Origin of the sequence: Rhodopseudomonas sp., from assembly GCF_013377015.1 — a bacterium.
Lineage (GTDB): Bacteria > Pseudomonadota > Alphaproteobacteria > Rhizobiales > Xanthobacteraceae > JARJEH01.
Genome location: NZ_JACABA010000005.1, coordinates 21,137 through 35,472 on the forward strand (window position 1 = coordinate 21,137; position 14,336 = coordinate 35,472).

The window sequence follows — 14,336 nt, forward strand, 5'->3', positions numbered from 1 at the left end:
CTTGATCTCGGCGAATCGGAATTTAGCGATGCGGCGCGACGTCGTCTCGCAGCCGCAGCGCTAATTGGTGCAATTGCGGATCGGGACAGCCCTGCGCTTCCAGCGCCTGCACGGTCGCCAGCACGTAGTCCCGGTTGGCGCCGGAGCGGCCGTGGCCCTGGCGGACGTAGCGGACCTGCTCGGCCAGCGACAGCCGTCCGGCATATTGCACATGGCCGCGATCGACCACATAGGCCAGCGCGCTGACCCGGCTGCGGGCGTCGTCGTGCAGCCACACCGAGCGCATCACTTCGCGATAGACGTTGGTGGTTTGCTCGCGCGCCCGCAGATAGGCGATGGTAGCGTCGCGGCGCTCGGCGGCGACGCGGAATGCGATGCCGCGGCAGGCGCCGCCGCGATCGAGCCCGAGCACCAGGCCCGGCCGTTCCGGCGTGCCGCGATGGTCGAACGAATAGACGCACAGCGCGCGGTGTTCGCCGATCAGCCGGGCCGGGACCTGCTCGACGAAGTCGAAGCCCGGCCGCCACATCAGCGATCCATAGCCGAACACCCAAAGATCGCCGCTGGCAGCTTCGGGTTCCGGCAGGTTTTTCGGGGACATCGTGGTTGCACCGCTCAATTGACAAAATCTGTGCTGTAAGGTCGCCGGATGTCAGACATCACCCTCGCGCCTCGCCGCCGGCTTTGGCCGGTATTCATTGCGCCCGCTTTGCTGCTGATCGCAGCGATCGGCTGGAGCGCGTTCTGGTTTTACACGGCGTCCAAGGTCGATCAATCGGTCGACAGCTGGCGCGCCCGCGAAGCCGCCTCCGGCCGGGTGTTCGATTGCGGCGACCGCTCGGTCGTAGGCTTCCCGTTCCGGCTCGAGGTGCGCTGCGCCAATGCCAGCGTCGCCTTGGTTTCGCAGACCGCCGCGCAGGCCACGAGCCAGACCCCGCTCACCGCGAAGCTGGGCGAAATCCTGGTGGTGTCGCAGATCTATGACCCACGGTTGTTGATCGCCGAATTCAAGGGGCCGGCGAGCTTCGCCGATCGCGGCCAGCCGACCTCGATGACCGCGAGCTGGAAAACCGCGCGCAGCAGCGTGGTCGGCCTGCCCGGTCCGCCGCAGCGTGTCGCGCTGGTGTTTGATGATCCCGCGCTCGATCGCGTCGCCGGGGCGGTGCCGACGCCGCTGGCGCGCGCCCGCCATGCCGAACTGCATGGCCGGCTGGTCGAGGGCGCAACCCCCGGACAGAAGCTGATCGAAGCCGATCTGCAGCTCGCCGGCGCCAGCGTGCAGGACGTCCATCCGCTGCTGGCCGAGAGTTTCGATGCCGAGGTTCGCGCTTTGCTCAGCGGGCTGCAGGATTTCGCGCCGAAACCTTGGCCAGTGCGGTTTCGCGAGATCCAGGCCGCGGGCGGCCGGATCGAATTCACCAAGGCGCGGATTCAACAGGGCGAGATGATCGCGGTGGCTACCGGGTCGCTCGGGCTGACCGCGGCCGGCAATGTCGACGGCGAATTGCAGATGACGGTGGCCGGGATCGACAAGGTGGTGGCGACGCTCGGCATCGACAAAATGCTCGAGCAGGGCGTGCCGCAGGCGACGCTGGACCGGGTCGCCCCCGGAGTCCGCGCCAAGGATCTCAACAATCTGATGGGCGCGCTCGACCGCGCGATCCCCGGTCTCGGCAATGTGGTCCGCAAGAACGCCAATGTCGGCGTCGCCGCCGGCATCAACGCGCTCGGCAAGGAGGCGGTGCTGGAAGGCAAGCCGGCCCGTGCCTTCCCGCTGCGCTTCGTCGACGGCGCGGTGATGCTCGGCCCGCTGAAAGTGGCGCAGGTGCAGCCGCTGTTCTGAGCGTCATTCCGTGCTGGTCTGGCCTGCCCGCAGCGATTTGCTGATGCGGGTCACGATGGCGTCGTAAGTCGACGCCTGGTCGGCCGGATAGTTCAGCGACATGCAATGCACGGTATCGCGGATGAAGTTGCAGCGCTGGTAATAGATGTCGTTGCCGCGTTTGCCAGACACCGCGAAGAAATTCGCCGTGACCTGTTTGTAGGTCGCGCCCTGGTGGTCGACATACTCTTCGAGATAGCTCTTCGGCGTGTTGTCCATGGCATTGTAGCTGGCGTAGATCGACAGCTCCGCCCGGCCGTCGCTGCTGTGGAAGCGCCGGCCGTCGTTGTTTTCCGGTGGCGGATCGATCACGCTGAAAATATCGGCCGGATAGTCGACGATCGTGCCGAACCGCGCGTTGGCGTAGCTGGTCCAGCGCGGAGCACCGGCGGCCGGGGTGGCTGCCGGCGCGTTGGCGTCGCTCTTTGTGGCGAGACGGTCCTTGGCGCAGGCGAGCAGCGCCGGAATCGCCTCGGCGCTGAAGTGGTAGATCGCCACCACGTTGACCGCTTTCGGATCGGCTTGCGACTGCACCACGACGAACTCGTTGCGGGCCGCCGCCACCATCTCCAGAAACGCCTGCGGGTTGCTCCGGGCCGTGAGGGTGAAATCGGTCGTGGTCGGTCGAGGCGTCGCGTAGTCGACGTCGCCCTCGAATGCGCGGATCGTCAGCCAGTCGCCGTTGCCGGTCTCCTTGCCGGCGAACACGCGCAGCGGCGCCGTCGGCGTGGCTTCCCGTTCGTCCGGTGCTTCCAGCCGGATGAAGGCGCCTGCCGCGGTGATGCCGATATCCAGCCGGTGGCTGGAGCCTTCCTCGCGGAAGTAGCACGCGGTCAGCCCGCGATCGGAGCGGCCGATCTCGATCTTGCGAGCCCGGTCGAAGGTTGCGGTCTTGGTCAGGGCGCCGACCGGATCGACGGTGGTCGCCGGTTGGGTCCAGGCGGGCGCAAGCGCCCCCGGTACGACGATGCAGGTGACGCTAGCCAGCGCTGCGGTCGCTGCGATCAAATTCGGCAGGCGATATCCCGACATAACCCATCTCCCGGCTTTGCGCGCGACGTGTCGCCGACGGTTGACTGTCGGCCGGTCGCCCCGCAGCGGCATTGACACGGCGCAAGCAGGCCGGCGCAGCCGCGGCCACTCAGGCGTGTAGCCCCGGCGCTTCCTGGCCGGTGCGGGCGACGTATTCGGTATAGCCGCCGCCATATTGGTGGATGCCCTCCGGCGTCAGCTCCAGCACCCGGTTCGACAGCGCGGCGAGAAAATGCCGGTCATGCGAGACGAACAGCATGGTGCCCTCATATTCCGACAGCGCCTTGATCAGCATTTCCTTGGTGGCGATGTCGAGATGGTTGGTGGGCTCGTCCAGCACCAAGAGGTTCGGCGGATCGAACAGCATCTTGGCCATCACCAGCCGTGCCTTCTCGCCGCCGGATAGAACGCGACAGCGCTTCTCGACGTCGTCGCCTGAAAAGCCGAAGCAGCCGGCCAGCGCCCGCAGCGAGCCTTGCCCGGCCTGCGGAAACCACTGCTCCAGCGATTCGAATACGGTGAGTTCGCCGTCGATCAGGTCCATCGCGTGCTGGGCGAAATAGCCCATCTTGACGCTGCCGCCGAGCGCCACGGTGCCGTCGTCCGGTTCGGTCGCGCCCGCCACCAGCTTCAGCAGCGTCGACTTGCCGGCGCCGTTGATTCCCATCACCGCCCAGCGCTCGCGGCGGCGGACCTGGAAATCCAGCCCGTCATAGATCCGGCGGCTGCCATAGCCCTTCTGCACGTTCTTCAGGCTGACCACGTCCTCGCCGGAGCGCGGCGCCGGCAGGAAGTCGAACGCCACGCTCTGGCGCCGTTTCGGCGGCTCGACCTTCTCGATCTTCTCCAGCTTCTTGACCCGGCTCTGCACCTGGGCGGCGTGCGAGGCGCGCGCCTTGAAGCGCTCGATGAAGTTGATCTCCTTGGCCAGCATCGCCTGCTGGCGCTCGAACTGCGCCTGCTGCTGCTTTTCGCTGAGCGCGCGCTGCTGTTCGTAGAATTCGTAATCGCCCGAATAGGAGGTCAGGGTGCCGCCGTCGATCTCGATGATCTTGTTGACGATGCGGTTCATGAACTCGCGGTCGTGCGAGGTCATCAGCAGCGCGCCCTCGTAGCCCTTGAGAAACTGTTCCAGCCAGATCAGGCTTTCGAGATCGAGATGGTTGCTCGGCTCGTCGAGTAGCATGGCGTCGGGCCGCATCAGAAGAATCCGCGCGAGTGCGACGCGCATCTTCCAGCCACCCGACAGGGAGCCGACGTCGCCGTCCATCATCTCCTGGGTAAAGCTCAGGCCGGCCAGCACCTCGCGGGCGCGGCCTTCCAGGGCGTAGCCGTCGAGTTCCTCGAAGCGGTGCTGCACCTCGCCATAACGCTCCAGGATGCTTTCCATCTGATCGGCCTGGTCGGGATCGGCCAGCGCGTGCTCGAGCGCCGACAGTTCGGCCGAGACGGCGGCGACCGGGCCGGCGCCGTCCATCACCTCGGCGACCGCGCTGCGGCCCGCCATTTCGCCGACATCCTGGCTGAAATAGCCGATGCTGACGCCGCGCTCGACCGAGACCTGGCCCTCGTCGGGCAGTTCCTGGCCGGTGATCATCCGGAACAGGGTGGTTTTGCCGGCGCCGTTGGGGCCGACCAGGCCGACCTTCTCGCCCTTCAGCAGGGTCGCCGAGGCCTCGATAAAGACCAGCTGGTGGCCGTTCTGCTTGGAAATATTGTCGAGACGGATCATGGGTCCACGGGGTTCGGAAAGGGGTTGCCGGCCCTTAGCCCATGTGGAGCATCGGTGGAAGGGTGTTGCGAATCGAAAGCCGTCGGTCGGAGGGGCGCGCGCCTCAGGAATGTAGGTTGAGATCGATGTTGTTGCGCGCAGCAAACAGCGCCGCCTGGGTCCGATTGGCGACGTCCAGCTTCTGGATCACGGTCGCCACCTGAGCCTTGACGGTATTGACGCTGATCCCCCGCGCCTTGGCGATCTCCAGATTGCTCATGCCGCGCGCCAGATAGGCCAGCAGTTCGACCTGACTCTTGCTCAGCCGGTCGAGTTGTTTCTCATCACGACCGCCGGTGTCACGAATCTGATTGGGATATCGTTCCTTCGGCCGCGACAGGGTTTCGGCGATGGCGCGCCGGACCGTGCTGGTGATGGCAGCGTCGAGCTGTGCCGAGGCTGCGTCGCCCATGCCCACCATCAATGCCGACAGGTCGCTGCGCCCTCTCAACGCCACCGAGATATCGATATGGAGCACGACGGTTACCGGCAGCTCGACGGATTTCGGAAATGCGACAACCAGGAGCCACTCGGTACCGCTCACGCCCTGCTGCCGGCAGATGGTGGAAAAGAAATCGATCTTGCGTTCGAGCAAATTCTTGAAGCCGCGCAGCAGCTCGATTGAATGCGGATCCGGTCGGATGCAGCGTTCAAAATAATTGTCGCCGACGTTGACACTGGCATGAGCCGCCGACTTGGCGGCCCTCGCCTTCCAGCCGTCGCTCAGTTCGACGATGTTGCCGGATCGATCGAGAACGACGCCGGTGATTTCAATGTCTTTGAGGATCGTACTGATCTCGTGGTGGACCATCAAGCTCCCCATACGCGAGGCTCAGCGTCTTTTGATTCATGATTCGATCAAAGAAAATCGTTGACGCAAATCAAACTCCCCGCGCGAGCCCGGCCCGGGTCAGCCGACTGGAATACCAGATGAGACGCATCGCTTTTCTAAGGCCGGTTCACCCGAAAGGATGTGAAATCCACCCGAAGTGATGGTCTCGGTTTCACCCATCGTTCTCGGGCGCGCATTCATGGTGACACGCCGACAGAAAGGTTCGGCGTCACAACATGCGTAGTCCAGAAGGATAAAAGTCAATGTCAGGAATTGTTCTCTCCAACGCCGTCCGTCAGAACCTGTCCTCTCTGCAGGCCACCGCGGATTTGCTCGCAACCACCCAGAGCCGTCTGTCGTCCGGCAAGAAGGTCAACACCGCTCTCGATAACCCGACCAATTTCTTCACCGCCGCCTCGCTCGACAGCCGGGCCAGCGACATCAACAACCTGCTGGATGGCATCGGCAACGGCGTGCAGATTCTGCAAGCCGCCAACACCGGTATCACCTCGTTGAACAAGCTCGTGGACAGCGCCAAGTCGATCGCCAACCAGGCGCTGCAGACCACCGCTGGCTATTCGACCAAGTCGAACGTTTCGACCACGGTCACCGGCGCCACCGCCGACGATCTGCGCGGCACCACCACCTACACCAGCACCTCTGCGCTCGGTAACGTGCTGTATGACGGCACCGCGGCCGGTGCGACCGCGATCACCAGCGCTACGAAGCTGGGTGGATCTTCGACCGCCGTCACGGGCTCGTCGATCTCCAACAACGGTACCGGTTCGCCGGCGCTGTCGACCTCGACGCTGCTCTACGACGCCGCTTCGGCGACGGGCGCTCTGAGCACGAAGGCGAACACCCAGTTCACCGATGGCTCGACGATCAACGTGAACGGCAAGACCATCACCTTTAGCGCCACCGCCTATACGCCAGGCACCGTGCCGAGCGGCTCTACCCAGCTCGGCGCCGGTTCGCACGTGACCCAAGACAATACCACGGGCAACCTGACCGTTTACATGGGCACTTCCGCCACCACTTCGACCGCGACCCTCGGAGATCTGTTGGCGGCCGTCGACGTCGCCAGCGGCGCGCAGACGATCACCGGTGTCACTTCCGGCGTGGGTACGCTCGGCGGTGGTACCGCCAGCTCGGTCACGGCCGGCACGGCGCCCGCGGGTAATCTCGTGCTGCAGACCTCCACCGGCGGCAGCCTCAACATCACCGGCAAAGCCGATATCCTGCACGCGCTCGGTTTGACCGGGTCGGTGGGCGGCAGCGATGCGACAGTCACGGCGAGCCCGACCAGCGCCGCTGGTTACCTGGGTTCGGCGGTCAAGGACGGCTCGACCCTGGTGGTCGACGGCAAGACCATCACCTTCAAGAACGAACGGTCGACCGACGTCAATGCGACGCCGACCGGCTTCGGCAAGACCGGCCATCTGGCGACCGACGGCAACGGCAACTCCACCGTGTTCCTGCAGGATGCGACGGTTGCCGACCTGCTGACGGCGGTTGACCTTGCCTCCGGCGTCAGCACCGCGACGATCGCGACCACGACCGCTACGGTGACGACCAGCGGCGCGAACGGGGTATCTTCGTCGGTTGTGTCGGGCGCTCTGAAGCTCTCTACCGGAACGGCAAAGGACCTCTCGATCGCCGGTACCGGCAATGCCCTGGCCGCGCTCGGTCTCTCCGGCCCGACCGGCACCGACACTTCGTTCAACGCCTCGCGTACCGCGAGCGCTGGCGCGGTGAGTGGTAAGACCTTGACCTTCAGCTCGTTCAACAACGGCACGGCGGTCAACGTCACCTTCGGCGACGGCACCAACGGCACCGTCAAGTCGCTGGCTCAGCTCAACGTCCAGTTGGCGGCCAACAACATGGTGGCGGCGGTCGACAACTCGACCGGAAAGCTGACGATCTCGACGTCGAACGACTACGCCTCGCATACGCTGGGCGGCAGCGAAGGCGGCGCGATCGGCGGCACCCTGAGTTCGTCCCTGACCTGGACGGTCCCATCGGCGCCGGTGGCCGACGTTAATGCGCAGACCACCCGCGCGGGCCTCGTCAAGCAGTTCAACGACGTCATGGACCAGATCACCACCACGGCCCAGGACGCCTCGTTCAACGGCGTCAACCTGCTGAACGGCGACAACCTGAAGCTGGTGTTCAACGAAACCGGCAAGTCGACAATCCAGATCCAGGGCGTCACCAACAACCCGACCGGCCTCGGCCTGTCGAGCCTGACCTCCGGGACCGACTTCATCGACAACAACGCCACCAACGGCGTGCTGACCAAGCTGGGCACTGCATCCACCACGCTGCGCGCTCAGGCCTCGGCGTTCGGTTCCAACCTGTCGATCGTGCAGGCGCGCCAGGCCTTCTCCAAGGATCTGATCAGCGTGCTGCAGACCGGCTCGTCGAACCTGACGTTGGCCGACACCAATGAGGAAGCGGCCAACAGCCAGGCGCTGTCGACCCGCCAGTCGATCGCGGTGTCCGCGCTGTCCTTGGCCAACACCTCGCAGCAAAGCGTGCTGCAGCTGCTGCGCTAAGCGCTTTGAAAATTGGAGACGGCGGAAGCAATTCCGCCGTCTCTTCCACCAACCAACCGGCTGCAACGATCGCTCGGAGAGAATCCATGGCCCTGAAGGTGAAGATGATGCCCTACGAGCGGATCTTCATTGGGGCCACCACCGTGACGAATTGCTGGTCGGAGCCGGCGAAATTCACCATCGAAGGCAGCGCGCCGGTGCTGCGCCAGGCGCATGCGATGCTCGAAGAGCGCGCCGACACCACGCTGAAGCGGGTCTATCTCTGCGTTCAGAAATTGTATCTCGGCTGCGATGGCGCCACGCCGGCGCAGTATTTCGCTCTGGTCTCGGCCTTGCTGGCGGAGATGCCGCAGGCGGCGACGACGGTCGCCCAGGCCAATTCCGAGATCGCCAACGGCTCGTATTACGGCGCGATCCGGGAATACCGGAAGCTGCTCGACAGCGAATACCCGCAACGCGACTGGGCCGCCGAACTCACCGGGATGTTCCAGCCGGACCCGAAGGCCGCGCCGGAGGTGATCCGCGCACCGCGCCGCGGCCGGCCGCCGCGCAAGGCGCAGGTCGCGGAACCCGAACTCGCCGACGCGTAGCGCTGCCTTCAGGATAGTCGGTCTGCCTCATTCCGCTCCCGGGTCATTCCGGGGCGCGAGCCCATTGGACGAGCGAACCTGGAATCTTGCGGCGAGGCTATCTTCGCCGTTTTCCCTCACTCGCCGTCGGGCAGCACCGCGTTGCTCGGCGTCTGGCGGTCGGAAATCTGCATCCCGAATAGGCTGCCGATCAGCTCGACCGCGACCCGCGCGGTGCGGCCGCGCTCGTCGAGGAACGGATTGAGTTCGACGATGTCGAGCGAGCGCACCAGTCCGGAATCGTGCAGCAACTCCATCACCAGATGCGCCTCGCGATAGGTCGCGCCGCCCGGCACCGTGGTGCCGACTCCCGGCGCCAGCTCGGGATCGAGGAAATCGACGTCGAACGAGACGTGCAGCACGCCGTCCTGGGCCTTGACCCGATCGATCACCCGGCGGATCAGCACGCCGACGCCGAATTCGTCGATCGCCCGCATGTCGGCGATCGCGATCTGGCGCTTGCGCACCAGATCTTTTTCCAAGGGATCGATCGAGCGGATCCCGAACAGGTCGAGCCGGTCGGGGTTGATCGAGGCGCGCGGCTGGTCGCCGAGCAATTGATCGAAGCCGGGCTCGCCGCACAAGAATGCCGCCGACATGCCGTGCATGTTCGCGGTCATCGTCGTGGCGGGTGTGTTGTAGTCGGCATGGGCGTCGAGCCACAGCACGAACAGCGGCCGGCCTGATTCTGCGCAGTGGCGCGCCACGCCGTTCACCGATCCCATCGACAGGCTGTGATCGCCGCCCATGAAGATCGGCACCGCGCCCGAACGCGCCAGCTGATAGGCATGTTCGCTGACCGTGCCGATCCAGGCCCGGATCTCGTCATAGAATTTTGCGTTCGGCGGCAGCAGCAGGCTGGCGTCGACAGCGGCCGGCGCCAGATCGCCATGGTCCTCGACCGCAAAGCCGAGCTGCTCCAGCACTCGACCGATGCCGGCGGTGCGCAGCGCCGCCGGGCCCATCAGCGTGCCGCGCTGGCCGGCGCCGATCTCGATCGGCACCCCAAGCAGGGCGATAAGCCCTGGCGCGTTCGATGCAGTCGATGCGCCGGATGATGACATGCGCGGGGCCGCCTTCGCTGCAGCAGATGCGGAAAGGATCAGACCTTGAAATAGGCGATCTGATGCGTGCTCGCCAGCAAACGCCCGCCGGCGGACCACAGTTCCCCGGTCTGGTCGGCGTAGCTCTTGTGAAAGATCTTGGCGTCGGCGACGCCGAGCACCGCGGTGGAATCCTCGGCCGCGAGGTCGGCGGCGTCGGCATGGAAATAGGTCGTCATCGACATCGTGCCGAACGGCACGATCTCGCCGCGGACATGGAAGATCCGGGCGAAGAACGCGTCAGCGATCGCCGCCAGCGACACTGCGTCGATCTTGCGCGGCACGCGGTTGCCGATCCACACCTTGGTGTGGGCGCTGGCGGGCGCGTCGTGCGGCGCGCCACCGAATTTCGGGGTGCTTTCGACGAAACGAAACTCGAACTGCCTGATCCAGGGCGCAGCGCCTGCGCTGCCGAACACCGGCGTCTGCTCGTAGGACGGGGTGTCCGGCAGCCCGGCGGGCTGGTGCGACCAGGTCGACCGGCGCAGAGCGAACACCGCGGTGGCGAAGGCCAGAACGTCGTCGTTCCCTTGCGTGAGTTCGACCGACCAATGCTGGCTTGAGCGGTTCGCCTTGATCAGGCGCAGATCGAGATCGAACGGCCCGGTGCCGATCGGCGCGCAGAAATTGACGGTGAAGGCCAGCGGATCGCCGGCGCGCTCGGGATGATCGAGCAGCGCACGCAGCATGGTCGCGGCGGTGACGCCGCCGAACGGACCGACGAAGGCGCGGTAGTCGTCACTGACGTGGCCGATCCAGCGGCCGTTTTCGGGCGTAACCCTGGTGGCGAAATCGAACGGGTCGGCGGCACCGTCCTGGACCTTGGCGTGCATGTTGTCTCCATTGTGGCGATGCAGGTTGGCCCCGCATTCCGTCTCATTCAATCAAGTTAGACGTGACGATCCTGTCGCAGTTGGACGACGCTGAAGTGGTCATTCCGGGGCGCGAGAGCGTCGCTCGAGCGAACCCGGAATCTTGCGGTCCTGCCGTGTAGCGAGATTCCGGGTTCGCACGCGGCTGGCGCCGCGCGCGCCCCGGAATGACGGGGGAGATGCGGTAGGATGGATCGACACCGCCCAACTGGCCCACGCTCAGCGCAGCGCCTGCCGTGGGGATGATTGCTGCGCGGCGGGCCTGCTCGGTACGTTCCAGATCTCCTCGGCATATTCGCGGATGGTGCGGTCGGACGAGAACCACGCCATTCGCGCGACGTTGAGAATGCCGGCGCGGGTCCAGGCCGGGCCGGCGCGCCAGCGCGCGTCGATACCGCGCTGGGCCTCGAAGTAGCTGTCGAAATCGGCGCTGACCATGTAGTGGTCGAGGTGCCGCAGCGCGTGCGCGATCGACGCGAAGCGGGCCGGATCGTCAGGCGAAAACGCGCCAGCATCGATGGCGCGGATCGCCCGGGCCAGATGCGGCGAGCGCGTGATCACATCGTTGGCGTCCAGCCCCTGCGCACGGCGTGCCACCACTTCGAGCGCTTCCATGCCGAAGATCGCGATGTTCTCGGCGCCGACATGATCGCGGATCTCGATATTGGCGCCGTCCAGCGTGCCGATGGTCAAGGCGCCGTTCAACGCCAGCTTCATGTTGCCGGTGCCCGAGGCTTCCATCCCGGCGGTCGAGATCTGTTCCGACAGGTCGGCGGCGGGGATGATGACTTCGGCCAGGCTGACATTGTAGTCGGCCATGAACACCACCTTCAGCCGTCCGGCGATCGCCGGGTCGTTGTTGACCACCTCGGCGACGTCGTTGATCAGCTTGATGATCAGCTTGGCGTAGCGATAGCTCGCCGCCGCCTTGCCGGCGAAGATCTTGACCCGCGGCACCCAGTCGCGCTGCGGCTCGTCCTTGATCGCGTAATACAGTGCGACGGTCTCGAGAATATTGAGCAACTGCCGCTTGTATTCGTGGATACGCTTGATCTGCACGTCGAACAGTGCGCTGGCGTCGATCTTGATGCCGTTACGCTCGGCGATCAGCCGGGCCAGCGCCACCTTGTTGCGGTGCTTGACGTCGCGGAACTCCTGCTGGAACGCATTGTCGCCGGCGAACGCTTCGAGCCGTTCAAGCCGCGATGGGTCGTCCAGCACCTCCTCGCCGCAGGTCGCGCGCAAAAGGTCGGTCAGCCCCGGATTAGCCAGCATCAGCCAGCGCCGGAAGGTGATGCCGTTGGTCTTGTTGGTGATGCGGCCCGGATAGAGGTGATTGAGATCGTGGAACACGGTCTCCTTCATCAGGTCGGAATGCATCGCCGAAACGCCGTTGATCCGGTGCGAGCCGATGAAGGCGAGATGCCCCATCCGCACCCGCCGTCCGGCGCGCTCGTCGATCAGCGAAACCGAGGCGCGGAAATCGACGTCGCCGGGGCACCGGGTTTCGGCGAGGCCGAGATGGATTTCGTTGATGCGATAAACGATCTCGAGATGGCGCGGCAGGCAGCGCTCGAACAATTCGACCGGCCAGGTCTCCAGCGCCTCGGGCAGCAGGGTGTGGTTGGTGTAGGACAGCGTCGCCTTGGTGATTTCCCAGGCGTCTTCCCAGCGCAGGCCATGGAGGTCGACCAGGATCCGCATCAGCTCGGTGACGGCGAGACTGGGATGGGTGTCGTTGAGCTGGATCGCGGCTTTCTTCGCCAGCCCGCGGATCTGCCCGTCGGACGCAAGGTGGCGCTTGATCAAATCCTGCAGCGAGGCCGAGACGAAGAAATATTCCTGCCGCAGCCGCAATTCGCGACCTGCGGCGCTTTCGTCGTTTGGATAGAGGAACTTGCAGATCGATTCGGCGCGGGCTTCGTGCGCGGTCGCGCCGAGATAGTCGCCGGTGTTGAAGACGTCGATCAACAGCGGATCGGGCGCCCGCGCCGACCACAGCCGTAGCGCGTTGACGTGCTGGCCGCGCCAGCCGACGATCGGGGTGTCGTAAGCCACGGCCTGCACCGTCTCGCCCGGAGTCCAGAACGCACGATCGCGCCCCTTCGAATCGGCGACGTGTTCGACATGGCCGCCGAAATAGACCTGGTACACCACCTCCGGCCGCTGCAACTCCCAAGGATTGCCGAAGCCGAGCCACTCGTCGGGATATTCCTTCTGCCAGCCCTGCGAAATGATCTGGCGGAACAGGCCGAAATCGTAGCGGATGCCGTAGCCGAACGCCGGAATCTCCAGCGTCGCCATGCTTTCCATAAAGCAAGCCGCGAGCCGGCCCAAGCCGCCATTGCCGAGTGCGGCGTCCGGTTCGCATTTGCGCAGATCGTCGAGCCCGACCCCGAGGTCACCGAGCGCCGCGTCGAACAGCGGCAGCAGGCCCATATTGTTCAGCGCGTCGGTGAACAGCCGGCCGATCAGGAATTCCAGCGACAAATAGTAGACCCGCTTGCGGCCGCCGTCGTAGCTTTCCTTTTCAGACAGCAGCCAGCGGTAGACGATACGGTCGCGCAGCGCCAACGCCGCCGCCTTGTACCAGTCGTGCTTGGTCGCGAGTGCGGCTTCCTTGCCGATCCCAAGCGTCAGCTTGGAGACGATCGCGGTCTTGATCTCGGCAAGCGCCAGCTCGTCGAGCGGGGCATTCGGCGGCTGGAAGTTCTCTGGGGACGACTGGACTGGCAAGTTTCGATCCTAAACGACGTAGATGGTAAGCATACGCGCATTATGACCGGATCGGAACCCGTTGCGAGTGCATCGTTGCGGCGCGATGCCTCGGATTTGTGCAAAACAGCACGAGTGGAAATAAAATGTGCCGATGGCGTTTGTTATTTTGTGTTCGTTGCGTCGGCTGATGCTGCGATGATGCGCGCAATCGAGCTCAGCGAGGGAGACAATCGAGATGTCGGACCAACGTCGTCGCGCCGGCGTGAAGATCACCGGGCTGTTCCACGACCTGGTTCGGAAATGGTCGACGGTTTCGGTCGTCTGGGAGGACGATCCCGAAAAGGCGATACGCGAGTTGGCCTCTGCGATCGCGACCATCCCGGTCAAGGCCGTCGAGTGAGCCTAGAACAAATTAAGAACACTTTAGCAAGTCTTTGATATATCATAGTGATTCGGCGCGTGCCGGCACAATATCTATGGTCTGTCTCTGCTTGCGAGGACTACATGTCCACCATCGCCTTCGATCAACTGGCGCTCACCCGGATCGCCGATTTCGCCCGTTCGCTGTCGCGGCTACATCAACTGGCCCGCCGGCAGGTGGTCGATGACGACCAGATCGACCGCGAGTTCAACGCGGTGTGTCTGTCGATCTGGGGCTACACCACCGACGACATCAGCGACGAACTGTTCTCCGACACCGACCACGGCTGGCTCGACACGCTGGACGAGGCCCATGCGCGGATCTTCGCCGCCGAGCAGGGCTACGACCTGGTCGACGACACCGGCATGCTGACCGATTGGTGGGGCTATTGCTGGATGATCCTGGCCGAGAAGCGTGGCCTCTTGACGCCGGAAAACCGCGCCGCGGCGCGCGTGCGGATCGAGGAGAAATATCTGTTGGCGCCGAACGTGATCGGCGTGATCGTCGGACGATGACCG

At 64.8% G+C, this 14,336-nt stretch carries 12 protein-coding genes; 5 read left to right on the plus strand and 7 right to left on the minus strand.

Features of this window, described 5'->3' with window-relative positions; genetic code table 11:
• Positions 1 to 22 precede the first annotated feature (22 nt).
• Positions 23 to 601, minus strand: a complete 579-nt coding sequence (locus HXX15_RS18920) for a gamma-glutamylcyclotransferase (RefSeq protein ID WP_296517937.1) — start codon at positions 599 to 601, stop codon at positions 23 to 25.
• A gap of 48 nt (positions 602 to 649) precedes the next feature.
• On the opposite strand from HXX15_RS18920, the gene HXX15_RS18925 reads away from it, so the two are divergent.
• The gene (locus HXX15_RS18925) at positions 650 to 1,843 is read left to right on the plus strand and encodes a DUF2125 domain-containing protein (protein WP_296517938.1); all 1,194 of its coding nucleotides are present in this window, start codon (positions 650 to 652) and stop codon (positions 1,841 to 1,843) included.
• Between the two features lie 3 nt (positions 1,844 to 1,846).
• Here the strand turns inward: HXX15_RS18925 and HXX15_RS18930 are convergent, their stop codons facing one another.
• From HXX15_RS18930 to HXX15_RS18940, 3 genes are all read right to left on the minus strand, one after another.
• A complete protein-coding gene (locus HXX15_RS18930; RefSeq protein ID WP_296517939.1) occupies positions 1,847 to 2,914 on the minus strand; it encodes a hypothetical protein in 1,068 nt (355 codons plus the stop codon).
• Positions 2,915 to 3,023: 109 nt separating this feature from the next.
• Complete coding sequence (locus HXX15_RS18935) at positions 3,024 to 4,646, minus strand: ABC-F family ATP-binding cassette domain-containing protein (RefSeq protein WP_296517940.1); 1,623 nt, start codon at positions 4,644 to 4,646, stop codon at positions 3,024 to 3,026.
• A 103-nt stretch (positions 4,647 to 4,749) separates the two neighbouring features.
• Entirely contained in the window at positions 4,750 to 5,496 is a 747-nt protein-coding gene (locus tag HXX15_RS18940) for a LuxR C-terminal-related transcriptional regulator (RefSeq protein WP_296517941.1), read from the minus strand.
• 284 nt (positions 5,497 to 5,780) lie between these two features.
• Here HXX15_RS18940 and HXX15_RS18945 point away from each other — a divergent pair, with 284 nt between their 5' ends.
• Together HXX15_RS18945 and HXX15_RS18950 are read left to right on the plus strand one after the other, a co-directional pair.
• On the plus strand, positions 5,781 to 8,075 hold the full coding sequence (locus HXX15_RS18945) for a DUF1522 domain-containing protein (RefSeq protein ID WP_296517942.1): 2,295 nt from the start codon (positions 5,781 to 5,783) through the stop codon (positions 8,073 to 8,075).
• An 86-nt stretch (positions 8,076 to 8,161) separates the two neighbouring features.
• On the plus strand, positions 8,162 to 8,665 hold the full coding sequence (locus HXX15_RS18950; protein WP_296517943.1) for a flagellar biosynthesis repressor FlbT: 504 nt from the start codon (positions 8,162 to 8,164) through the stop codon (positions 8,663 to 8,665).
• Between the two features lie 116 nt (positions 8,666 to 8,781).
• Here HXX15_RS18950 and rocF read toward each other — a convergent pair whose 3' ends face one another.
• From rocF to HXX15_RS18965, 3 genes are all read right to left on the minus strand, one after another.
• Positions 8,782 to 9,768: an arginase gene (gene rocF, locus HXX15_RS18955; protein WP_296517944.1), complete on the minus strand. Its 987-nt coding sequence runs from the start codon at positions 9,766 to 9,768 to the stop codon at positions 8,782 to 8,784.
• A gap of 38 nt (positions 9,769 to 9,806) precedes the next feature.
• Positions 9,807 to 10,640: a thioesterase family protein gene (locus HXX15_RS18960; protein ID WP_296517945.1), complete on the minus strand. Its 834-nt coding sequence runs from the start codon at positions 10,638 to 10,640 to the stop codon at positions 9,807 to 9,809.
• Positions 10,641 to 10,898: 258 nt separating this feature from the next.
• A complete protein-coding gene (locus tag HXX15_RS18965) occupies positions 10,899 to 13,415 on the minus strand; it encodes a glycogen/starch/alpha-glucan phosphorylase (protein ID WP_296517946.1) in 2,517 nt (838 codons plus the stop codon).
• Between the two features lie 217 nt (positions 13,416 to 13,632).
• On the opposite strand from HXX15_RS18965, the gene HXX15_RS18970 reads away from it, so the two are divergent.
• Together HXX15_RS18970 and HXX15_RS18975 are read left to right on the plus strand one after the other, a co-directional pair.
• On the plus strand, positions 13,633 to 13,797 hold the full coding sequence (locus tag HXX15_RS18970) for a hypothetical protein (protein WP_296517947.1): 165 nt from the start codon (positions 13,633 to 13,635) through the stop codon (positions 13,795 to 13,797).
• A 104-nt stretch (positions 13,798 to 13,901) separates the two neighbouring features.
• Positions 13,902 to 14,333 (plus strand): hypothetical protein, encoded by a 432-nt coding sequence (locus HXX15_RS18975; protein ID WP_296517948.1) that lies wholly within the window; start codon positions 13,902 to 13,904, stop codon positions 14,331 to 14,333.
• The last annotated feature ends 3 nt before the right edge of the window (positions 14,334 to 14,336 follow it).